The organism is uncultured Gardnerella sp. (genome assembly GCF_947280595.1).
GTDB lineage: Bacteria > Actinomycetota > Actinomycetes > Actinomycetales > Bifidobacteriaceae > Bifidobacterium > Bifidobacterium vaginale_A.
In genome coordinates this window covers 84,901-108,981 of sequence record NZ_CAMYOS010000002.1, presented here as the reverse complement: position 1 = coordinate 108,981, position 24,081 = coordinate 84,901, and the positions used below count along the sequence as shown (strand labels likewise).

Genomic DNA, 24,081 nt, shown 5'->3' with positions numbered 1-24,081 from the left:
AAATAAAGTTGTGCCAGGGAAGATGCAGAATGGTGGGAAGTATGTCTAATCATATAGGCGACAATCGCAAGTTTTCAGACATTGACGAAATAACTGCTCTCCTTACTGGAATCAATGGCAAAACTTTTCGCGAGATTGATAAAACTGGTCGTGGTGAAAAAGCAGGCAACAAGGGCTCTTTAGGCAATATTATTGAAGAATCAGTTTTTGGGTATTCTATAAATTCCGATAAACAACCGGATATTATGGTTGCTGATGAATTTTATGAATTAAAAGTCACGCCGATTCGTTCGAACAAGAAAAAGAAAATAGTTGCTAAAGAACGTTTGGTCGTTGATATTATCAACTATTTGACGTTGTGCAATGAGGTTTTTGATAACTCATCATTTTGGCAAAAAGCGCGTCAAATGATTATTATTTATTATCTTGATAACAGGACTGATAAAACCAACCAATCCAGACTTGATTGCACTATTTATGGTTCTTTTGTATTGAAATATGAACCTGGTGAGCTAGAAACAATTCGTAAAGATTGGGAATACATAAAAAACAAGGTTGCTGCTGGTCATGCAGATGCATTAAGTGAATCAGATACCAACTATTTAGCTGCCTGTACTAAAGGAGAGTCTGCAGAAAAGTCTTTGAGAGATGCTCCTGCTCCAAGTGGGTTCGAAAGTAAATATATACGCGCAAAACAACGTGCGTTTTCATATAAGCCTAGCTATATGACCATTGTTGCACAAAGAGTTTTAGGTGAAGGTAGTCTTTTTGAACGGTTGCCAATGTCTATTAACGAAAATCTTAATGATTATGTGCAAAAGAAGATTGGGCGATATGTTGGTTATAAAATTTCTGATTTGGCCAATAAATTTAATGTTGATCTTAAAACGCATTATTCTTTTAATTCGCAGCTTGCACTGAAGATGTTGGGTGTAAAAAAGAACAGAATAGAAGAAATTGAACAGTTTGCTGCAGCGAGTGTGACTCAATTAAAAACTACTGTCTTGTACGATGATGGTAAACCAGAGCAGAATATGTCTTTCCCTGCGTTAAAAGAGGACGATTGGGCCGAATTAGCAGATCCAAATATGCAGTGGCATGATTCGCGATTGTATAAGTTTTTTGAGAATAATAAGTTCTATTTTGTCGTTTTTAAAAGCAACGGGAAAAATAGAAAATCAACTTGCTATAAAGATGATGTTTTAGTTGGTGGTTTTTTATGGAATATGCCCGAAGAAGATATTGAAAAATATGTTGCGCCTGCATGGAATAAAGTGCATGAGATTATGATCTCTGGTAAATCGACTGGCTATGGAACGGATGAGAATCAGCTTCCTAAGATGTCATTTAATCATGTATTTCATATGAGGCCGCACGGTAAAAATGGCAATGATGTTATAACACTTCCAAATGGTGAAACTATCACCAAACAATGTTGGTGGCTAGATAGACTATATATTGCCAAAATAGTTGCTGAGAATATTAGTTAGATATCGCAGGAGCTGTAACTCAAGGTAATCAGGTGATTCAGCTCCAACTTCCAATTTTTAAGAAGATAGGGATAGAACTGCTATATAGTATGTAACAATATTATAAATGCTCAATTTTTACATAAATTATCCCAAAACTGGCAAATGGTGACGTAAAAAACATCCCAAAACTGGCAAATAATGACGTAAAAAACATCCTAAAACTGGCAAATAATGGTATAATCGTTGTAATATCAACAATAAAAAGAGTAAGCCATGGAACGACTAGCATTACAAAAATTAATCGCCTGGAACATAAAGCCGAATCGTAAGCCGCTAATTATATGGGGTGCGCGCCAGGTTGGTAAAACATATCTAGTAAAAGAGCTGTTTGCGGAAAAATATTATAAAAATAGTTATATTTACATCGATCTTAAAAAAGAAGATGAGGTTCGTAACTTTTGCGAAAGCACAGCAAACGCAGAAAAGATTATAGAATATTTGTCTTTGCGATTTTCAAAGCCTATAGATGAAAGCACGTTGCTGATTTTTGACGAGATTCAAGAATGTCCAAACATTATTTCGTCGCTTAAATATTTTTGCCAAGATTTTAGAAAAATTCGCGTAATTGCAACAGGCTCAATGGTACGTATTAAATTGCATCGCGAATCTCGCAAGCAGAATGCTGAAAAAACAGCAAAAGACCAATTCCTTTTTCCTGTAGGAAAAATCGACCAGATAACAATCTATCCAATGACCTTTGGAGAATTTCTACTAAATAACAACAGCCTTCTATATTCAAAGGTGCGTGAATCTTATGATTCTAAACAAGCGCTGCCTACAGAAATTCACAATCTTGCGTTAAATGAAGTGTATAAATATCTGCTAATTGGGGGCATGCCAGAAGCGGTAGAAGCATATATTGAGCGCAAAGATTTACTAGAAACGCGTGAGATTTTGCGCTCGCTGTATGACAATTATCTTGCAGACATGGAATTGTATCAGGCAAGCAGTGAGTCAATTTTAAGATCTCGGCTTCTATTTGAAAATATTTTTAGGGAGCTTAATAAGGAGTCAAAAAACTTTTCAGCTGGTCTTATTAAAAAAGACGGTAGAACTAGAGATTTTGCAACGTCTATTCAGTGGCTGCTTATGACTCATATTGTTAATCAGTCGTTCCAACTCAAAGAGCATATAACTATGCCACTTATGCAAGAGAATGAAAGCAATTTCCGACTATTTTTGTGCGATATTGGCATGTTCTCGTATCAAAGCGGAGTGAATGCAGCATCTTTTATTTCAAACGAAAGAGATAATACACTATCTGGTATTTTCTTTGAAAATTACGTTGCAAACGAACTTAGCGCAAATGGTTTAAAACTGTTTTATTGGCGTGGAAAATCAGATTCAGAATTGGAATTTATAGTTGAATCAAATAACAAACTTTTCCCGATTGATGTTAAAAAAGGCAGAGGAACACTTAATTCTTTAAATAAGTTTGCAACGCATAACAAGTTTGAGTTCGCAATAAAAGTTTCTAAAAATAATTATGGTTATGACGCAAATCAGAAAATTGCGACTATGCCATTTTATTTCATGCCGTTTGTGGCTGGCGATTTGGCAGCTGGAATGCTTGAGATTTGACGGAGATAACGCGGCTTACAGTGCTATTTGTGTTAGATATCGCAGGAGCCGGCGCCCAAGATACTCAGGCAATTCCGGCTCCAACTTCCATATCCTCCGAAGAGATGGGCAATACAGCTATTGTATCGATATGTAACACTATTGTCACATGCTTTGTTAATCATGCTAGATATTTTTTGCGTGAATATTTTTGAATTTTTGGCTGATATTTAGCCAGATTAGAAGGTGCAGTAAAAACAACAAGAGCCAGAAACATGTTACTGAATCTGACTCTTGCTTATTGTTTATTAGTTTATTGTGCTCAGTTTGAACCGCGAGGCTTACGAGTGTGAGTGCGAATCAAGTAAGCTTGACTGTCTACTAGCGGACGGCCTTCTTTGTCGCGTGAATGTAATGTATATGTGCCATCGCCATCCATCCACCATGAAACAGTAGAATCAGCCATTTGTAAATCAATGTATTGAATCAATGCTTCAACTTGATCTGGTGCGCTAATTCGAACCAAAGTTTCAACGCGGCGGTCAAGATTGCGGTGCATCAAATCAGCCGAGCCAATCCACACTTCTGGGCCACTTGCAGGACCATCACCAATCTGAGGGCCGCAAGAATTAGCGAACGCGTAAATGCGGCTGTGCTCAAGGAATCTTCCAAGAATGGAGCGAACGCGAATATTCTCACTCAAACCTTCAATTCCAGGCTTAAGAGAGCAAATTCCTCGTTCAACAATATCGATTTTTACTCCAGCTTGTGAAGCGCGATACAACGCGTCAATAGTCTGCTCATCGACTACAGAATTGACTTTAATCTTAATCCATGCTTCTTTGCCTGCAAGAGCTGCAGCTTCCTCGCGCTGAATTCGCGCAATAATACCCGTGCGAACTGTACGAGGAGCAACAAGCAAGCGATGGAAGCTTGACTTTGGAGCATATCCTGAAAGCTGGTTAAACAAGCGAGTTAAATCTTGACCAACTACAGGATCGCAAGTAAGCAATCCCAAATCTGTGTAAAGGCGAGCAGTCTTAGGATTGTAATTACCTGTACCAACGTGGCAGTAGCGGCGTAATCCTTCTGCTTCTTGACGGACAACAAGCGAAAGCTTGCAGTGAGTCTTCAAACCAACAATGCCGTATACAACGTGAACGCCTGCGCGTTCGAGCTTGCGAGCCCAAGCAATATTTGCGTCCTCATCAAATCGTGCCTTAATCTCAACTAATGCAAGTACTTGCTTTCCAGCATGAGCTGCGTCAACTAGTGCATCAATAATTGGAGAATTGCTAGATGTGCGATACAAAGTCTGCTTAATTGCCAAAACCTTCGGATCTGCTGCAGCTTGAGCTAAGAACGCTTGCACAGACGTAGAGAAGGAATCATATGGGTGATGTAGCAAAATATCATGTTCGCGAATTGAAGCAAAAATATCTTGAGCGTGGCTAGTTTCAACTTCTGCAATCTGTCGATTTGTAGTTGGAATAAACGGACGATACTTCAAATCTGGTCGGTCAAGTGCCTGTAATTCAAAAAGAACTGTCATGTCAAGAGGTGAAGGCAAGCGATACACTTCTTCAGGACTTACGCGCAATTGGTTTGCAAGAAGTTGAGAGAGGAATGGGCTAGCTTCATCTGAAATTTCCAAGCGAATAGGCGGTCCGAATCGTCTACGTAGGAGCTCCTTCTCCATTGCGTTTAATAGATTTTCTGCATCGTCTTCCTCAACGTCAATATCTTCATTGCGAGTAACGCGGAATGAACGAGCTTCTTTAATAATCATGCCTGGGAAAAGTGATTCCAAGTGTGCTGCAATCAGCTTCTCCATAGTAATAAATCCGTAGCGCTCTTCGCGGCCTTCTTCGTCAGTTAAATCGTCAACTGGTACAAGACGGTTTAAATTATCTGGAATTTTTACGCGCGCAAAATGTGATTTTCCAGAATTTGGATTTTCGACAATAACGGCCAAGTTAATGGATTTACCTGAAATGTATGGGAATGGGTGTGCAGGGTCAACGGCAAGTGGCGTAAGGACTGGGAATACTTGCTTTTTGTAGTAATCTGAAAGTCTTTCTTGCTCTGACTTAGTCAACTTATCCCAACTGAGCATAACTATGCGCTGCTTAGCAAGCTCGGGTAAAATGTGGTCGATTACATAGTGAGCATGTTCATCTTGACGGCGGTGGGTGACTTCGCTAATCGCGCGCAACTGCTGACGAGGGCTTAAACCACTTGCAGCTGTTACAGCAATTCCGGAATCAATGCGCCTTTTTAAGCCGGCAACTCTAACCATAAAGAATTCATCAAGATTGGATGCGAAGATAGCGGCAAAGTTTGCGCGTTCAAGGAGTGGTAAATCAGTGTTTTGAGCTAACTCAAGCACGCGGCGATTGAACTTTAACCAGCTTAATTCGCGGTCAAAGAAACGATCTTTTGGCAACGGTAACTCGCCCTCACGAGCTTCACGTTTTTCTGCCTTTTCGTCTTCGGCGATATGTTCTGCAATTTGGCCGCGCAGAATCGCCTTCGAGGGAGCGTCAAAAATCTGTACCATAATCCGTAATTGTATGCGTTAGAAGGGATGTATGCGAATGAGTGTCGCTTTAAATGTGATGGATTGAAGGTAATTTATCTTCGCGCGACACGCCGGTAATTATTCAATGTGAACGCAACTTAACAATAGTGCTCTTTTATATGAACAAAATGATTCAATAAAGTCATTTTTGTGAATGAAAATTAACAGTTATGACAATAATCTAACAAATAAAATTTTATTGCTATTTGTTCTTGTCAAAGTGCCCTACGCAAAGCATAATAATAAATACAAGAACAAATAAATAGAGCGGTAAACCCACAAAGGTGTATGGATAAAATATCCGTGAACGTTGAACGGAACATTAGACTTTAACCGTTGCAACGATGTTGTTGTGAAGATGAAACCGCTGATATTGTTTTTGTGAATGAGAGGCTCGCCGAAATGGCGGGCCTCTTTTGATGTGAGGGCGATTTTACTGCTTGTGCAGACTGTCGCGCGCATAAGGGAAACTATCAAAGAATAATTGTTGGAATTCATTTTCTTAGCTTCTTTGAAAATGAGGATGTATTGTGTTCCATGCTGTGCTAATCGCAATTGCGAGTTGCTAAGCGACAAGCTATTAAGCAATACTTAAGCGATGAGTCGTTAAGTTTTGGCGAGCGATTACGTGTGCGGAGTTTGAAACAGGTAAGAAGGATCGAAGGACCATGCAATATTCGTTTATGACGAAGTTGGCTGCAGAGTTTATTGGCACTGCTATTCTTATGATTTTTGGAAACGGTGCTGTTGCAAACGTTGAATTAAAAAATACTAAAGGACACCATGCTGGTTGGTTAAATATTGCCATGGGATATGGTTTTGGCGTGATGTTCCCAGTGCTAATGTTCGGAGGAATTTCCGAAGCGCATATCAATCCTGCTATGACAATTGCTCAGGCTGCAAATGGCATGTTCCCTTGGCAAAATGTTGCGCCTTATATTGTAGCTCAGCTTCTGGGTGCGTTGGTTGGCCAGCTTATTGTGTACGTAACTTATTTGCCGCACTACAACGAAACTGAGGAGCCGGGAGCTATTCTTGGTACGTTCTGCACTACGGACGCTTATAACAACAAGCTTAATTACTTCCTTAACGAATTCTTCGGCACGCTCGTGCTTGTTCTGGCTGCACTTTGCTGTATTAAGTCTCCATGGAGTAAGGGTAATTTGGCCGGTGCTGCAATCGTTGTTGGCTTCGTTGTTTGGGGTTTGGTGACTTCTATGGGTGGCCCAACTGGTCCTGCTTTGAATCCTGCGCGTGATCTTATGCCGCGTTTGCTTCATGCAATTTTGCCAATCCCGCACAAGGGCTCTTCTCGCTGGGGTGAAGCGTGGATTCCAGTTGTTGCTCCTACTGCTGGCGCAATCCTGGGTGTGCTTATGTACAAGGTCTTGTTTGTATAAAACATTTGTTTTTGATTGTTTTTGATTGCGATTGTAAGAAGCGCGTAATGCTAGTATGAATGCGTTGCGCGCTTTTTATTTTGCAAGTTTATGCTTATTAAGAAGGGTATTAGGAAAGATATCAGGAAAGACGAAATCATGTTTTCTAAGTCAACTATTGCAATTGGTCGTTTCGCACCGACTCCTTCCGGGCGTATGCATATTGGGAATATGGTAGCAATGTTGGCTGCGTGGCTTTGTGCAAAATCGCAAGGTGGACACATGATTTTGCGTTTGGAAGATCTTGATATTGCGCGAATGCCGGAAGGCGCGAGTGAGCAAATTATTGAAGATCTAAAATGGGCTGGTTTTGATTGGGTTGGCGAGCCTGAGTATCAGCATGAGCGAACTGCAATCTACCAAGAAGCTCTTGAAGTGCTAGAATCTTTGCGCGATAGTGATGGTGACTTGTTAATCTACCCTTGTTTTTGCTCGCGTTCCGATATTCGTGCAATTGCTGCTCCTCAAGAAGGAGATGGATTTATACGATATCCAGGTACGTGCAGAAATCTTCGCAAAACTGCGAAAGGTTTGGCGCAAATCGAGAAGCGTTTGCAAAATAATCAGCAACATTCTTTAAGGCTTGCAGCGCCTCAGGATGATTCGAGCCAAGCAAATATTGATTTTGAAGATGCGATTTTTGGATCGCAATCCTTTAATATTGCGCGTGATTTAGGTGATATGGTGATTTGCCGCGCGGATGGCGTTTTTTCTTATCAGCTTGCTGTTGTTGTTGACGATGTTTTGAGCGGAGTAAATAATATTGTGCGCGGTCGCGATTTGTTGCGTTCTGCAGCGTTGCAGATTTGGATTGGCGAGTTGCTTGAAAAGTCGGGATTCTTTGCTGCTCAAGGCATGCATTACGTGCGTCCGCAATTTGCGCATTTGCCACTTATTGACAACGCGCAAGGTGAGCGACTCGCAAAAAGTAAGCATTCATTAGATGTGGGTGCTCTTAGAGAATCTGGTTGGAGTGCCGAGCGCATGATTGGTTATTGTATGTATCTTTTGGGATACAAAATTTCGCGCCAAAATCAGCCAGTAGATATGAGTGCATCGGATGCGCTCGCGTTGTTTAAAAGCGAAAAAACGCCATGGGATTCTGTTCGCGCAAACTTAGATGACAAATACGTGCCCTTCCTCGACTAAACTATGTATTTAGACTGATAGATTGGGGCAATAAATGGCATATATGACGCAAAAAGATTTAGCGAATACTAAGGTTGATTGTGTTCGTGCGCGTCAAATTGCCGATTGTGTGCACAATGTGCAAGACGCTATCGCTCAAGCAGAATCGCACTATGGGCGCAAATCTGAGTCGGTTACGCTACTTGCTGCAACTAAAACGCGAGATGTTGGGGAGATTATGGCAGCGCTCAGAGCAGGAGTGCGAGTAATTGGGGAAAATCGTCCGCAAGAAATAGTTGCGAAAGCTGAAATCTTACGCTCGGTGGCTGCTTTAGAAGGATTAAATGTTGGTGTGAATGGCGAGATTCCACTCTACTTAATCGGTCAGTTGCAAAGCAATAAAATAAACAAAGTCTTGCCACTTGCAAATGGGATTCAGTCGGTTGATAGTGTAGAACTTGCGCAAAAAATATCTACTCGCGCACAAAATTTGGGACTTTGCACAGATGTTATGCTGGAAGTGAACGTTTCTGGAGAAGTTACAAAATCGGGGTGTGTGCCAGAACGTGCGATTGATGAAGCTCTCGCTATATCTAGCCTGCAAGCACTTAAGTTGCGCGGATTTATGACGCTTGGAGCGCGTGTGGACGATGAAAAAATAGTGAGAAGCGGTTTTGCAAAATTGCGAGAAATTCGAGATTGCGTATGCGAACAACTTACGCAGGATTCTATTGAAAATATTGTGCAAGACAACACAAAATTAGAGCTTTCAATGGGAATGTCCGGCGATTTTGAGTGGGCGATTGCCGAAGGTTCAACTATGGTTAGAATTGGTTCTGCAATTTTTGGCCCGCGCGCTTTTGTATAGTGAGTTGTTGTAGCGTGCGTTTTTGTGACGCGTTTTTGTGACGTGGAATGTGTGACGTTGAATGCAAGTGAGTTATTGCGATGCGAAATGTGTAGTGTGTTGCGTAATCTTGAACTATGAGAATTGCACGTTTTTCGTATAATGAAGTTCCGCAATACGCTTTCGTTCAAAAAGACGAAACTGATGGTAAAGATTATTTAGTAGCTCTCGAGGGTCATCCGTTAAGTCCTCAAGGAGTAAAGCCTACAGGTAAACGTTACGCGCTGGATGCGGATGGAATACGCTTACTTTCACCAGTAATTCCTTCAAAAGTGCTCGGATTGGCAAAAAATTATGACAATCGTTCTGATGAAGAATTGTCTGCATCTTCTGAAGTGTTGCATAGCGCTCAAGATATGGTGATTTTCTCGAAGCCGAGTACAAGCGTGATTGGTCCAGACGATCCAATTGTTATCCCTGCTGGCGATCACAATATGAATTTTGAGCCAGAAGTGGCAGTCGTGATTGGCAAAATTGCGCGCCGAGTAAGCGTTGACCATGCAATGGAATACGTGCTTGGCTTTACTTGTGTAAATGACGTTACTCTTACTGATTGCGCAGGAGAGGATCCCATGTGGACGCGTGCAAAAGGATTTGACACTTCTTGCCCGTTGGGGCCTTGGATTACAACGGAACTTTCATGGAATGATGCGCGCATTTCGTTTAAGTTAAATGGTGAGAATGTTCCTGAAGCTCAAGGTACAACTGCTAGATTGATTCACAATATTCCTGAGCAAATCGCAGCTATTTCAAGCTTTACAACTTTGCTTCCTGGAGATGTGATTTTGACTGGAACGCCGTATGCTGCAGGTTCTTTACAGCCGGGAGATGAGGCAATAGTTACGGTTGATGGCATTGGTTCTTTGCGAAACGTTGTTGTGAGCGAATAAGCGAATAAGTGAATAAGTGAATAAGAGTTAAAGGAAAGGGTGTCTTATTTGTAAGACACCCCTAAGTTTTTCCATAAACTGTAGTTTATTGTAGTTTGCTGTAGTTCGTTAAATCTTCTACATTTGTGGGTTAATTGCAAAATCGCCGAAATTGCAGCCACTTACTTTTCCAGCAAGAAGATTGCTTGTTGTGTTATCAAAATGCACAGTTTGTTGTAGTTTGAAATTCTTTTTGTTAAGAAAATACAACGTAGCGTGTGGCGTCTTTTCGCTATTTGCGTTATCTAAAATTGCTATAGTATTTTTAGTAGCTTGCATCCAATATCTTGTTGGATTGAAATTGTTTGAATTATTTACTGGAGTTGTGAATATAATTTGCGTTTCACCAGTCGTTATATTAATTTTGTACAATACGCCTGTGCCTTGGTCGAGTGCTAAGAGCTCGTGATCATTGAGCATTGTCCTATTCCCATACGAAATATTTTCAAAATCGTGTTTCTCGCCATAGTTATAGGCAATACGCTTATTTTGCAAGGTGAGTGGTATAAAATCGAATTTTCCTGATTGTGTATTCCACTGATTGATGCCGTATGTGGTGAAAGCGAAATCGGGATCGTCTTTTTTATATTTAGTTGTGTCCCCAAGTGAAATGATGGTGTTGTTAATGCAAGGAGATGTGTCGTTTCTTATCGTAGAAAAATTATGTACCTTAGTTTTAGAATTTTTGAGTATATGCTTGACAGGCATTGAATCTTGTAGTTTTTTGATTACAAATCCATTTGTTCCATTAAAACTATTGGTTCCATTGTCACTGGGGCTAATGGTGTACGTGCCACTCTCGCAAGCGCTAGATACATCATATATACGTGATTGCATAATATCTGTATTTTGCGGTTTGCCAAGTGTAATACTATTGAATTCGAGTTTATTTTTACGACTGCGAGTAAAACCGCGATCAAGAACGCTAATAACTTCATGCTGATTATTTTCAAAAATGCCAGCTTGTGCAGGCGTTTTTTTGCGATGCTTAATTGCAATCCGCGCGTTGCTTTTTTGTGCAAGAAAATAGTCAAATTTAGCGTCTACGAAATATAAACCATCGGTATTCCACAATATTGCAGGAGAGTCAATGGCAGAAGTGGCAATAGTTTGAGAAGTGCCATCGTTGTTGAGTAATACTATGAATCCATCTCGTTTTTTCGTCTTTTTGCCGTCAGTCATGTCGCTTATTGCAACAGCTCCAACGGTATGTGAAAAATTTGCTTCTTTATAACTAATTTCCTTAGGCATCTGTTGCCAAAACAGTAGAAACAATGTAACTGATGCAGTGATGACAGCAGAAAAGCATAGTAAGACAATAATTATCTTCTTCGTAATTGTTTTGAAAAGTTTCTTATTCATAATAGCCTCATTGTTATTGTGGATAATCTTGACTGTAACATGTCTAAAACATGCTTCTATCATATATTATTTGCAGTCGTTATTCTATTAAAAATTCGTACAAGTCGTAATCTCACCTTAAGTGTGCAACGTGTGTTTGAGGTGTGTGATGTTAATTTATCCCTTGATTTCAAAACTTGAGTGTAGTAGACTCAAGTTTTAGAAATTGACAGAATGTGATTTGAGTGTAATTGAAAAAATTGCATAAGAATCACCTAAAATCCGCAGAATAGCGGTGTAAATGGGGGGTAAATATGGAACAAAAGTTTACAACCTTAGCGCAAGATGCATTAAGCGATGCTGTACAAAGCGCGGCTGCAGCTGGCAATGTGCAAGTTGACACTTTGCATTTGGCAGATGCATTACTTCGCCAAGAGCAAGGCGTTGTGCGCGCGCTTATTGCTCAAACGGGTGCGGATGCGCAACAAATTGGTGCTGAAATTCGTAACGCATTAGTTGCATTGCCTTCATCTACTGGCTCAACTACAACTAAGCCAGATGCAAGTCGCCAGCTTTTGGCTGCGCTAAGCCAGGCTGAAAAAGAAATGCACGCAATGGCAGATGAATACGTTTCCACTGAGCATATGCTTATTGGAATTGTTGCGAGTGCGCCAAACGCTGTTGCTGATATTTTCAAAAAGTATAACGTTTCTGCAGATGCGTTGCGAAAGGCTGTGCCAACTGTGCGTGGTGGTGCGAAAGTCACTAGTACGGATGCTGAAGGAAACTACAAAGCGCTTGAAAAGTATTCGGTTGATATGACTGCGCGCGCTCGCGAAGGAAAGCTCGACCCAGTAATTGGACGAGACCAGGAGATTCGCCGTGTGATTCAGATTCTTTCTCGCCGTACGAAGAATAATCCTGTGCTAATTGGCGAGCCGGGCGTTGGCAAAACTGCAGTTGTGGAAGGATTGGCTCAGCGAATTGTTGCAGGAGATGTGCCTACGACTTTGCAAAACAAGCGTCTTATAAGCCTTGACTTAGCTTCGATGGTTGCAGGTTCGAAGTATCGTGGCGAGTTTGAGGAACGTTTAAAGGCAGTATTGAAGGAAATCCAGCAATCAGACGGTCAAATTATTACGTTTATTGACGAAATTCACACTGTTGTTGGAGCAGGATCTGCAGAAGGTTCAATGGATGCTGGAAATATGCTTAAGCCAATGCTTGCGCGTGGTGAGCTGCGCTTGGTTGGAGCAACTACTCTTAACGAGTATCGCGAGCATATTGAAAAGGATTCGGCGCTTGAACGCAGATTCCAGCAAGTGTTTGTTGGCGAGCCGTCTGTTGAAGATACGGTGACGATTTTGCGTGGACTTAAGCAACGTTACGAAGCGCACCACAAGGTGACGATTAGTGACGATGCAATCGTAGCTGCAGCAACGCTTTCAAACCGCTATATTACTGGCAGACAGCTTCCAGATAAGGCGATTGATTTGGTGGATGAAGCGGCAGCTCACTTGCGTATGGAGCTTGATTCTCAGCCAGAAGAAATCGACGAATTACAGCGCAAGGTCACGCGTCTTGAAATGGAAGAAATGCAATTAAAGAAGGCGGAAGATGCTGCTGCACGCGAACGCTTAGAAAAGTTGCAGGAAGAATTAGCAAACTCGCGCGAAAAGCTTACTGGATTGAAAGCGCGTTGGGATGCGGAAAAGGCTGGCCATAACAAGGTTGGTGATTTGCGAGCGCAACTCGACGCTAAGCGCGTAGAAGCCGACAAATTCACGCGTGAAGGCAATTTGGAGCAAGCAAGCCGTATTTTGTATGGCGAAATTCCAAGCATTCAAAAAGCTTTGGAAGAAGCGGAGTCTGAGGCTGCTAATGCTAAGAGTGAAGCGAAAGAGCCGATGGTTCCAGATCAGGTTGATTCTGATTCTATTGCTGGAGTTGTTAGCGAATGGACTGGCATTCCTGTTGGTCGCTTGATGCAAGGCGAAAATGAGAAGCTGCTCAACATGGAAAAGGAGCTTTCTAAGCGTGTGGTTGGCCAAAGTGAAGCAATTCAGGCTATATCGGATGCTGTGCGCAGAAGTCGTGCTGGAATTGCAGATCCAAATCGTCCGACTGGTTCGTTCTTGTTCTTGGGTCCTACTGGCGTTGGTAAGACGGAGCTTGCGAAAGCTCTTGCTGACTTCTTGTTTGATGACGAGCGTGCAATGGTTCGCATTGATATGAGCGAGTATATGGAGAAGTCTTCTGTTTCGCGACTTATCGGTGCTGCTCCTGGTTACATTGGCTATGAGGAAGGCGGCCAGCTTACTGAAGCTGTGCGTAGACGTCCGTATTCTGTAGTGCTTTTTGACGAAGTTGAGAAGGCACATCCGGAAGTATTCGACGTTTTGTTGCAGGTTTTGGATGATGGTCGTTTGACTGACGGTCAGGGTAGAACGGTTGATTTTACGAATACGATTTTGATTATGACATCAAACTTGGGTTCGCAATTCCTTGTGCAAGAAGGCTTGGATGAAGCAGCTAAGCGTAAGGCTGTTATGAACGCTGTTCACGCTGAGTTTAAGCCAGAGTTCATTAACCGTTTGGATGAGCTTGTTATGTTCCATCCGTTGAGCCGCGAAGAGCTTGGTGGAATTGTGGATATTCAAGTTCGTCAAGTGGCTGCACGCTTGAGCGACCGCCGCATTAGCTTGGATGTGAGCGATTCTGCTCGCGCTTGGCTTGCAGAGCATGGCTATGATCCAGTTTACGGTGCTCGTCCGTTGCGTAGATTGGTTCAAATGGAAATTGGTGATCAGCTTGCTCGATTGCTGCTTTCTGGAAAAGTGCATGATGGTGCACGCGTAGTTGCGGATTGTGTAGATAGTGACGACCATGTGGCTCTCAAAATTGCGTAGTGCCTGCATTATTTAATGTAGTCAAATAATGTAGTCAAATCGAACAAAGCGTGCTGTTTATTGGATTATTTTCCAGTATTCAGCACGCTATTTTTATATCTAAAATAATTGAAACACAAAGATATTGGGTTATTTTCAAAAATATTTTTAGAATGAACTAAAAAATAACTTGAAATAAAAAGGTGGATTTCCCCCTTAATTTTTCGAGTTTTGCTGAACGCTAACAGTAAATAGAAGTAATTTTCCATAAAGTTGTTGAAATACCTTGTTAAATAAATCCGTTATTTCTTTATGACGTAGATTACGTGTGGTTGTTGGAGCGTGTTGAGGTAAGTTTAGAAGTCAACCTCAAGGTGCATAATAGAACGTATGTTCGATATAATTGTGATGTTTATTTTAATGGTAGTTGTTGTTGCAATAACTGCTGTTATTGTGCTTGCTATTGTTAAGCACGGCTCTGGAACGCAAAACTCAGGCGGTATAAACCAGAATGAATTTAATCAGTTGCGTGCGCAACTGGATCAAGCGCGTGCTCAAGCTCAAGAAAATGGCAATCAGGCTATACAATATCGCACTCAAGCAGAGCAGCTTGCAGAGAGATTGAAATTTGTTGAGTCTGAACTTGTTAAAGCTCAGCAAGCAGAACAAGTGCGCGTTAATCGTGAAGATCAATTGCGAGCAGAGCGAGAAGAACGCGAAAGATTAAATCGAGAAAAGACTTTGAAAGAACAAGGCAAAGTTTTAGAGGCGTTGGCTCCTGTAAAAGAAAATCTTGAAGCGTTAAAAAATAAAGTTACTCAAATTGAGGAAGGACGCAAACAAGAAATGGGTGCGCTGAACACTCAGCTTAAGGGCTTGAGTGACCAGCAAATAAGACTGGACCGTGAAACAAGTTCTCTTTCTGCTGCTTTGAGGAATAATAAAGTGCGTGGTGCTTGGGGAGAAGCTCAGCTTAAGAATATTGTTGAGTCTGCAGGCTTGCTTGAGCATGTTGATTTCGATACGCAAGTTGCTGTTGCTGGTGCGAATGGCGAACCACAGCGACCAGATATGGTTGTGTATTTGCCTGGTGGAAAAACAATTCCAGTTGATGCAAAAGTTCCTTATGCGGAGTATCAGCGCGCATGTGAAATTCCAGATAGCGCAAGTGATGAAGAATTAGCTCGTAGAAATGAGTTATTGAAAGCACATGCAAAGGCTTTGAGAGAGCACGTTAGGGTATTAGGAGCTAAAGCATATTGGCAGGCTTTTGAAACAGCACCTGATTTTGTAGTTGCATTCATACCTAATGAGGCTTTACTTCAGGCTGCTCTTGAAGCAGATCCAACTCTTATGGATGATGCTTTTGCTCAAAAAGTAGCATTGACTTCCCCTGTTACTTTGTGGGCTGTGCTTAAGTCTGTTGCTTACGCTTGGCAGCAGCAGAGTCTTACAGACGATGCGAAAGAGTTATTTGACTTATCTCGAGAGTTATATGATCGTTTTGCTGTTCTTGGAGAAAATGCTTCAAAGCTTGGCACATCTTTATCAAGAACAGTTGCAGCGTATAACAAATTTGCTTCTTCTCTGGAATCGAGAGTGTTAGTAACTGCTCGTAAACTTCAGAAATTAGATCAAAGTAAAGTGATTTCTTCAATAGATCTTATAGATTCAGATAAAGCTGATGTTAAAGAGCTGAGTGCACCGGAAGTATCGGTAGAAGATCGTTAAGATATTATTAAGTAAAAAGCTAAGGAGTGTGACGATGTTGGAATTGCAGGAAGAACGTTCTGAACTTAAACGCATGCTTTGCGCAGATATGAGCGCAAAGCCTTTTAGTGAGCTGTTTTCTGTTACATTTGCTCAGCATGCCTCTAAGCTTGTTGGAGATGTTCTTTTTGATGCGATTGAGCGTGCTGGATATTCGCTAGACAAAGATGTTGACTCTGTTGGCGCATTGACAGCTGCTGCTGTCCCAATGGTTTTCGCTCTTATTCATGCGGCTGAACGTAAGGGAATTGAACTAGACGGATTTGTTATGGATTTCGTTTTCCCTTCAACAAAAGGTCCATCGATTAAAGGCAAACGAGTACTTTTACTTGACTCTTGGCTTTCTGAAAAATCGTATGTTCAAACTTCGTCTCTTGTGACTTTAAGGCACGGAAATGAATTAAGTCTTGATTTTAGCATTGTTAAGCAGCAAGGTGCTCAAATTCTTGCTATAGTTGCATTGATTGGTGGTGTAGATGCGGATAATCAAGGCAATAGACATCTTCAATTACTAAATCCAATAAGTGAGGAGAATACTAAAATGGCATTTGTTCAAGCTTTCGATGAAGAAGAACTACGTGAACATGCAGCTCATGAAGATTGCTGCAACGATAATTGCTGTGGTGGCCATTGTGAGGTTAAGTGCACTGGTGATTGCGAGCATGATGGTTGCACTGAGCCTTGTTGTAAAGATAATTGCTGTGGTGGCCATTGTGAGGTTAAGTGCACTGGTGATTGTGAGCATGATGGTTGCACTGAGCCTTGTTGCAAAGATAATTGCTGTGGTGGCCATTGCAAAGCAGGTTGTACAGGAGATTGTGCAACAGACGGTTGCCAAGAGTAGTTGTTAAGCATTGTTAAACATTGAATTACAATCGCTAATCCACTAGTTTTTAGTTGTAAGTACGGAGCAGAAATTTTACATGCACGAACCAAACCCAATTACTTTGGCTGCAAAAGCTTCAGATGAGCCAGTTTTCCGTCCTATAGGTGTTGGTCCATGGGTTCAAGAGCATCCAGATGAGCCTCGTCCAGATAATCCAGAATCGCCAAATTATGATGCGCGATTTAGCACTGAATTATTAAACGAAGGTGACCAGCGTAACGTTTTAGATTGCTATCGATACTGGAAAGTGGAAGCAATTAAATCAGACTTAGACGCTAAAGGTCGAAACGAGTTTGAAGTAGCAGTAGAAAATTGGACTCACGATTTCAATATTGGTTCTATGGTTCGCACTGCAAACGCTTTTAGCGCGCGAAAAGTGTATATAGTAGGTCCTCATAAATGGAATCGTAAAGGCTCGTTAATGACAGAGTTATATCAGTATGTTGAGTGTTGCCCAACGATTGAAACTCTAGTAAATAATTGGCGAGAAAATATTCTTAAAGAAGCAGAAGAAGCGCATCAACTTTTGCTTCTTGCACAAGCAGATGGCAATAAAGAAGCCGAAGAAATCGCAAGGTTGAAGGAACAAGACGCTAAAGATGCGCGTGTTATAGCGCTCGATATTATTCCGGGTGCTGTTGCTATGGAAACTTACAAGTTCCCTAAACGTTGCCTTATGCTTTTTGGCGCTGAAGGTCCAGGTCTTTCTAAAAAAGCGCTAGAGATGGCAGATGACGTTGTTTATATTTCGCAATTCGGTTCTGTGCGCTCGCTAAATGCAGGCGCTGCTGCAGCAGTTTCCATGCATGCGTGGATTGCACAGCATGCAGCAATAAATTGCTGATACAACAAGCGAATATAAATAAACAATTGCAAATAAACAATCGCAAATAAACAATCGCATTACAAAATGCAATAGACTGTACTTGTAAACGCTTGCATAAAATGTGTATTTTTTTTTATTTGTGGTATTGTTAATTTATGTTAGAATTTCAACATATTACAAAGCGTTTTGGATCAAAAACAGCGCTTAACGACATTTCTTTCGTAGCTGAAGATGGCAAAGTTACAGGCTTTTTAGGTCCTAATGGCGCTGGTAAATCTACAACGATGCGTTGTGCTTTAAATCTTATTCATGCCAATAGTGGAACTTCTCTTATTGATGGCATACCTTATACAAAACTCACGTCCCCGATGACAGAAGTCGGAGCAGTTCTTGACGCAAAGTCTGCTCATAGGGGTCGCACTGCTTACAATCACCTGTATTCACTGGCTTTAACTCACGGAATATCAAAAAAGCGCGTCGATGAAGTGATTGATATTACTGGTTTAACTAGCGTAAAAACCCGCAAAGCAGGATCTTTCTCGTTAGGCATGAGTCAGCGTCTTTCGATTGCTGCAGCGCTTTTAGCAGATCCGCACAATCTCATTTTGGATGAGCCAATTAACGGATTAGATCCGGAAGGCGTTAAGTGGGTTCGTGAATTATGCAAGTATTACGCAAGTCAAGGTCGCGCAATACTTCTTAGCTCACACTTAATGAGCGAAGTCGCGCTTACTGCAGATAACCTTGTGATTATTGCGCATGGCGAAATTTTGGAGCGTACAACAGTTCAAGATTTTGTTGATGCACATTCGCAGCACGCTGTGCGACTTGTGACTCCAGAAGGTGAAAAACTAGTGCAAGTACTCACACAAAATCATCCAGAATGTAGGATTTTGCAAGATAATCGCACGCCTCAAGACGTTCAAGAAGGCGAACTTTTTAGAATAACAGGATGCGAGCTAAGTCAGATTGCGCGCGAAATTGCAGATAATCAAATTTTGGTATATCAGCTAAATCAAGAGCATGCATCGCTTGAGGAAGCATATTTAGCTCTTACGCACGGTCAAGAACAGTATGTGACTAGAGCATTACCAAATGCAACATATTCATCTGGAATGCAATATGTAAATGGAAGGAGCGCAAAATGAGTGAGCAAATTGGACAAGCTGTTGAATATCAAACGAACAATTCTTACAGAACTGGCCGTAGCATGAACGCTCAGCACTTGCATCTTACATTTATGCACACGCTTAAATCTGAGATTGTTAAGTTGCGTGGTCTTGCATCTACGTGGTGGTGCATGGCATTAACAGTTGCTTTGCCAGTAATTTTTAGCTTTATTATCGCGCTTGTGCAAAAATCACTGTCTAATGTTGACGCTGGTAGAAATGGAACAAGTCAAAGCAGATCAAGCGCTGTAGTTACTGTTGGGCCGAGCGATAAAAGCAGCCTTATTACATCGCAAGAAAGCATTTTCCGCTTAGTTATTAGCTTTGCTTCTGTATCTTTGATTGTTTTGGCAATTTTTGCAGTGCTTGCTGTAACTGCGGAACATTCTACGACTTCAATTCAGGCTTCTCTTACTGCTGTACCTAAAAGGGGTATGTTCTTTACTGCTAAGTTTATTGCTGTTGCAATCTACGTTTTTGTAGTGCAACTTATTGCAATGACAGTTTCTTTGGCTGCTGCAGAATTAGCTTTTATAGGAGATAATGTCTCTGGATTATCTGGAAGCAACGCGTGGGAATTGCCTATCACGCTATTCCTCGGCTCTCCTGCAATCATGGTTTTTGTGGCAGCAATGGCGTACGGTTTCGGCATGATTTGCAAGTCAACTGCTGGCGGAATTATGTGCGTTATTGGAGCCGTGATGATTTTGCCTTCTGTTGTTAGCGTCGTTATGCTCACAAGCAATTTCGCGAAGTGGGCTTCAATACTTATTCAGATTTTACCAGCCAATGCTGTGAATCAATTCTTAGGAACAAGAGTACAGCTTCCACCAAACGCATATGTTTTCACATGGTGGCAGTCCGGTTTAGTGGTTCTTGCTTGGGCTGTAATCATGTACGCAATTGGCTACGTTATTGAAAAGCATCGCGATATTTAAATCGTTAATTGTTTGTTAATTGTTAAAAATTGAGGTATCTTAAAAACTTTGATCTATAGACCAAAAACTTTTAAGGTACCTCAATTTATTTTTTATTTAATTATTTACTTTTTTAATTATTTACTTATTTACTTTAATATCTAAAGTCACAAAATCAGGAAGCGTAAAGAATATCCACAACGAAGTAAAGAGTGGAGTTTGCAGGAATTGTTACTTTTCCGTTCGCATCCTTTTTATCTTCTTTTCCATAGCCTTCATCTGGAGGAACGATAAGAAGCACTTGCGACCCGACTTTCTTTCCTGCTAAGCCTTTTGTCCATCCAGAAATCACTTGACCATTTAAAGAGAAATCTGCAGGTGCCCCTCGTTTCCAAGATGAATCAAACTGAACTAGCTTTCCGTCTTTGTCTGTAGTCCAACCGCTGTAATGAGCAGTGACAGTGCTTTTATCAGTCACTGTTTTTCCAGTTCCTTCAATCAAAGTTTGAGAAACAAGCTTGCCATCTGGAACGTAGTTATTTTTATCTAATGATGGAGCTCCAGATTTATCAAGAGTTACTTTTGGTAAATTGCTAGGTATATCAGTGACTTTTTTCCCTGAAGCCTTAGTTAATAGTTTACTCTTAGATACGAGTGTAAGAACTATAAGATAAGAAGGATTTTTGCCCTCGCTTTTAACGCCGAATGCGATTGTGCTATTTAATTTTCTTCCCTTTAGAAGAGCATAATATTGAGGATTTGTTTGGTTTTTATTTACTACCAATGAGCAATCTTGAGAATCTTTTTTCTTCCAAGTGCTCATCAATTCTTTGCCGTCTTTTGCTGAATAAATTGTTCCTTGAGTGCAAACTCGGTCGCCTTCTTCAATCTTTGCGCCGTTTCCTTGTTGCAAAATTGCATATGAATTTTTCTCAACATTAAAAGGAGTATTAAATGTTACTTTAGGCATCTTGCCTAATTCGCCTTCTGCACTCACTCCGGACATTACGTGCATTCCAGCTGCGTCTGCTTTAGGGTCAGACTGACTTCCTTCTTCATCGCCACATGATGCTAATCCAGCGCACATAATAATAGCGCTTAAAATTGCCGTTGCGCGTACTAGAAAAGATTTTTTTATAAAACTAGTTTTTTTCATAAGGTTCAGACTACCGCGTGATGTTGATTTTATTCTGGTTTTATGTTGATTTATGTTGATTTATGTTGATTTATGTTGATTTGATATATAAAAAACTAGAAATGCACTTAATAAGAAAAGCTAGTAGAATAGAAGTGATATGCAATTTAATAGAAGCGATATGCGATTATGGGATTATTTATGAAAGAAAAGAGATCTATGCAAAGAACAACAATGCGCGCTAAAATTATGCGTGGGATTGTGACTCCTCTTTTCGTAATACTTGCCATAATAAGTATTGCTTTAGGAGTGCTTAATTCAACTATTTGGAAGCCTGATTCAATCATAAATGCTTACGATCATATAATTGATAAGCGTTATATTATAACTGATCCTGGCGTTATGAATATGGTAGATAATCATGTTCGTATTGACGTTGCTGTAGAAGGTTCTAGGAAACCAGTTTGTATTGCGCTTGCGTTAGCTAAAGATGCGCACGGATGGGTTTCTGGATATCCTGTTGCGAGAATTACCGGTTTGAAAGATTGGAATAGACTTTCGTCTGTATCTCAAGAAGCAGAAGGTAAAAAGGATCCTGTTTTGGATAAAGAAGATTCTGCTGAGAATAAAAATTCTTTGAACGGTTCTTCTAATTCTGGCGGTTCTTCTAATTCTGGTGTAAATTCTGACACTAATTCAAATCAAAGTGTGCCTTTTAATAAATCAGATTTATGGGCTTCAAGCACTTGTCAATTGGGGTTGGCTCGATTATCTGTTAATCTTTCTGATTTTGTGCAAACTCACCCTGATGCTTATATGCATACGGAATCTGGTAAGCGTGATGAGAATGGATTGAATATTTCAGAAGGAACTAAAAATGATGCCGGCAGTAGTTCCTCTCAGTCTACAGCGTTGCGCTCGCAATTAGCTAGGCGAGTTTTTCTTATTGATTTAGGTGATAATGCGAAGAATGCATATGTTGAAATGCGTTGGCGTAGGCATACCATTCCAGATTTTGCCACTCCTCTTTATTTCGTAGGAGCGTTGTTGCTGATTATGGCGGCTCTTTCTGCAACAGTGTTTGCTATGTCGCCTCATTATCGTCGTAATAAGCGGTTGATTGCAAGTCGTTCTATGCTTTTGGAAGCAGAATCTAATAATAAACGTGTAGAAGTGAGTATTATTGAAGCGTTTGCTGGAACGTTCGCGGAATTATTTGGCTCGCATCATAAGCGTAAGTCTTCTTCATCTCATGCTCGTCATGGTGTTCATGCTCGTAAGAAGAATAAAGAGAATATTTCAAATCAGAATAATGAACAGAAGTATTCAGTAGTTATTCGAGATGATAATTCGTCTTCAACAAGCAAGTCAAAAGAAAGCTATGCAAATATTAAATCTTCTGATTTTACAGATGAAACAGCAGTAATAAGTAGAGATGAATTGCAATCTTATTTTGCTCGCTTAGCACAGGAATCATATGGAGATTCAAGTAAGAAAGCTGTTCGCAAATTAGTTGAGAATGCTGATTTAAGTGTTATGTCAAGTAGTAGTAGCGTTATCAATGATTCTGATGGCGAAAATCGCGAAGATGCTAATGTGCGGGAGGCTAGTGATTTAGGTGAGTATGAGTCAGATGCGTATGATAGCGATGTTTCTAGTGACATTTCGGATTCTTCAGATGCTCACAATTCTCAGATCAATGGTGACTTTGATTCTGAAATTAGTGATGCTACTAGTGAAGATATAAGCGATTATGATTCTGGTAAATCTCGCAGTTCGCGTTCGCGCGGAAGAAAACGTCAGCTGAGCGGATTGCGCGGCAATGGCGGAAATATTGGAAATAAGAATGAGCACGGTCGTAAGCGTTCACGTCAAGAGAAGGCTCAAGTCAACGATAGATATCGTAAGATTCGTAAAAATAACTTCAAAAACCGCAATTCATCAGAAAATGATGGGGAGTAGTTGAATATGCATAATAATAAACACAAGAATAAGCAGATAGATAAAAATATTATGCGTAAATCAATTATTAGAACTTTTATTTCTATTATTACTTCTTCTTTAGTTTTTGGCGTTACTTTAAGTCTTTCTGCTTGTGACGGTCAAGTTCCTAAGCCTGTTGAAAGTCAAGTCTTAAAAGAGCAGCCTGACGTTACGATGATTAAAGAGAAAGACATACGTCTTGGAATTTTGCGTGCTCTAGAGCGTGCAAATGATGAGAAAAAAGTAGAAGGTTTAGATTCATATTTGAGTGGTCCTGAGTTGGCTGTGCGAACCAGTGAGCTTACTGTTGCTAGTAAAACAGGAAAATTAGATCCTAAAACAACTATTCCTCGTGAAGTTGCTCAAACAATCATTCCTGTAAATCCTGCTTGGCCGCGAGATATTATGACTATTACAACAACGACTAAAGATCAGCAGTCTAAGCGTCTTCTAGTTTTTCGTCAGGATCGCGCTCGCGCAAATTACAAATTATGGGCTGTTTCGCGATTGTTCCCAGGAGTGCATCTACCTAAGTTTGCAGTGCCTTCTATAGGATCTTCAATGGGTAAAGATAATGATTCTGGATTAGTTATGACACCTCGAGATGCTGTTGTAGCTTATGCAGATGTTTTGCAACATGGAGATAAAAGTAAGTTTGCTAACCGTTTTTCAAATGATTATTTACGTCAAAAGTTAAACGAGCTTTCGAAAACAGTTCAGGAAGGTATGGAGCGTAATAAAGGTACTCAGGAGCAAACTTTTTCGCCTGCTTTAGGTGATATTAGCGTTATGCGTTCTACTGACGGCAATGATCTAGTGGTTGCAAGAATTGATTCTGTGTGGATTCGCAAAGCTGGAGAGGGAAGAGAATCGCGACCTGCTTCAGATGAAGAAAAAGCGCTTTTTGGAGATTCTCCTGCAAAATCAACGATGCGCGTTACATACGTTAATGTTATTGCTTTGGTTATTCCTCACGCTGGATCAAATATGAAAATTACTCCTGTTGGTGCTGAACGTCAGCCGATTAAAGTAGAAGCACTTTAGATTGTTGAGGTTTGTTGAGGTTATTTAGGTTTATTGAATTTTTATT

16 protein-coding genes and 1 pseudogene are annotated in these 24,081 nt (G+C 40.7%); 14 read left to right on the top strand and 3 right to left on the bottom strand.

Annotation, left to right across the window (positions count from 1 at the left end):
• Positions 1 to 41 precede the first annotated feature (41 nt).
• Entirely contained in the window at positions 42 to 1,490 is a 1,449-nt protein-coding gene (locus Q0X59_RS01355) for a Sau3AI family type II restriction endonuclease (RefSeq protein ID WP_297642639.1), read from the top strand.
• Positions 1,491 to 1,745: 255 nt separating this feature from the next.
• Entirely contained in the window at positions 1,746 to 3,113 is a 1,368-nt protein-coding gene (locus Q0X59_RS01350) for an AAA family ATPase (RefSeq protein ID WP_297642637.1), read from the top strand.
• Positions 3,114 to 3,414: 301 nt separating this feature from the next.
• On the opposite strand, the gene Q0X59_RS01345 is transcribed toward Q0X59_RS01350, so the two are convergent.
• Positions 3,415 to 5,652, bottom strand: coding sequence for an RNA degradosome polyphosphate kinase (locus Q0X59_RS01345; protein WP_075523914.1), 2,238 nt, complete (start codon positions 5,650 to 5,652; stop codon positions 3,415 to 3,417).
• Positions 5,653 to 6,341: 689 nt separating this feature from the next.
• On the opposite strand from Q0X59_RS01345, the gene Q0X59_RS01340 reads away from it, so the two are divergent.
• The 4 genes from Q0X59_RS01340 to Q0X59_RS01325 all read left to right on the top strand — a co-directional run bounded on the left by Q0X59_RS01340 (position 6,342) and on the right by Q0X59_RS01325 (position 10,037).
• A complete protein-coding gene (locus Q0X59_RS01340; RefSeq protein WP_297642634.1) occupies positions 6,342 to 7,073 on the top strand; it encodes an MIP/aquaporin family protein in 732 nt (243 codons plus the stop codon).
• A gap of 138 nt (positions 7,074 to 7,211) precedes the next feature.
• Positions 7,212 to 8,261, top strand: a complete 1,050-nt coding sequence (locus Q0X59_RS01335) for a glutamyl-Q tRNA(Asp) synthetase (protein WP_297642699.1) — start codon at positions 7,212 to 7,214, stop codon at positions 8,259 to 8,261.
• Positions 8,262 to 8,295: 34 nt separating this feature from the next.
• Entirely contained in the window at positions 8,296 to 9,108 is an 813-nt protein-coding gene (locus Q0X59_RS01330; RefSeq protein WP_103043365.1) for a YggS family pyridoxal phosphate-dependent enzyme, read from the top strand.
• 116 nt (positions 9,109 to 9,224) lie between these two features.
• Positions 9,225 to 10,037 carry a fumarylacetoacetate hydrolase family protein gene (locus Q0X59_RS01325; protein WP_103043366.1) on the top strand — a complete coding sequence of 271 codons (813 nt, stop codon included), beginning with the start codon at positions 9,225 to 9,227 and terminating at the stop codon, positions 10,035 to 10,037.
• Positions 10,038 to 10,154: 117 nt separating this feature from the next.
• On the opposite strand, the gene Q0X59_RS01320 is transcribed toward Q0X59_RS01325, so the two are convergent.
• The gene (locus tag Q0X59_RS01320; RefSeq protein WP_103043367.1) at positions 10,155 to 11,438 is read right to left on the bottom strand and encodes a hypothetical protein; all 1,284 of its coding nucleotides are present in this window, start codon (positions 11,436 to 11,438) and stop codon (positions 10,155 to 10,157) included.
• A 293-nt stretch (positions 11,439 to 11,731) separates the two neighbouring features.
• Between Q0X59_RS01320 and clpB the strand changes: the two are divergent.
• The 6 genes and pseudogenes from clpB to Q0X59_RS01290 all read left to right on the top strand — a co-directional run.
• Positions 11,732 to 14,284: pseudogene (clpB, locus tag Q0X59_RS01315) on the top strand (ATP-dependent chaperone ClpB); the annotation flags it as partial.
• Positions 14,285 to 14,695: 411 nt separating this feature from the next.
• The gene (gene rmuC / locus Q0X59_RS01310) at positions 14,696 to 16,036 is read left to right on the top strand and encodes a DNA recombination protein RmuC (RefSeq protein WP_103043369.1); all 1,341 of its coding nucleotides are present in this window, start codon (positions 14,696 to 14,698) and stop codon (positions 16,034 to 16,036) included.
• A gap of 34 nt (positions 16,037 to 16,070) precedes the next feature.
• Entirely contained in the window at positions 16,071 to 16,919 is an 849-nt protein-coding gene (locus Q0X59_RS01305) for a hypothetical protein (protein WP_297642626.1), read from the top strand.
• A 79-nt stretch (positions 16,920 to 16,998) separates the two neighbouring features.
• Positions 16,999 to 17,805, top strand: coding sequence for a TrmH family RNA methyltransferase (locus Q0X59_RS01300; RefSeq protein ID WP_297642623.1), 807 nt, complete (start codon positions 16,999 to 17,001; stop codon positions 17,803 to 17,805).
• 137 nt (positions 17,806 to 17,942) lie between these two features.
• Complete coding sequence (locus tag Q0X59_RS01295; protein ID WP_297642621.1) at positions 17,943 to 18,935, top strand: ATP-binding cassette domain-containing protein; 993 nt, start codon at positions 17,943 to 17,945, stop codon at positions 18,933 to 18,935.
• Positions 18,932 to 19,894, top strand: a complete 963-nt coding sequence (locus Q0X59_RS01290) for an ABC transporter permease subunit (protein ID WP_297642619.1) — start codon at positions 18,932 to 18,934, stop codon at positions 19,892 to 19,894. The genes Q0X59_RS01295 and Q0X59_RS01290 overlap by 4 nt, the downstream gene beginning before the upstream one ends.
• A 154-nt stretch (positions 19,895 to 20,048) precedes the next feature.
• Here the strand turns inward: Q0X59_RS01290 and Q0X59_RS01285 are convergent, their stop codons facing one another.
• On the bottom strand, positions 20,049 to 21,029 hold the full coding sequence (locus tag Q0X59_RS01285; RefSeq protein WP_075523897.1) for an FKBP-type peptidyl-prolyl cis-trans isomerase: 981 nt from the start codon (positions 21,027 to 21,029) through the stop codon (positions 20,049 to 20,051).
• 180 nt (positions 21,030 to 21,209) lie between these two features.
• Here Q0X59_RS01285 and Q0X59_RS01280 point away from each other — a divergent pair, with 180 nt between their 5' ends.
• Both Q0X59_RS01280 and Q0X59_RS01275 read left to right on the top strand, forming a co-directional pair.
• Positions 21,210 to 22,970 carry a hypothetical protein gene (locus tag Q0X59_RS01280; protein ID WP_297642617.1) on the top strand — a complete coding sequence of 587 codons (1,761 nt, stop codon included), beginning with the start codon at positions 21,210 to 21,212 and terminating at the stop codon, positions 22,968 to 22,970.
• Positions 22,971 to 23,021: 51 nt separating this feature from the next.
• On the top strand, positions 23,022 to 24,035 hold the full coding sequence (locus Q0X59_RS01275) for a hypothetical protein (protein ID WP_297642697.1): 1,014 nt from the start codon (positions 23,022 to 23,024) through the stop codon (positions 24,033 to 24,035).
• The last annotated feature ends 46 nt before the right edge of the window (positions 24,036 to 24,081 follow it).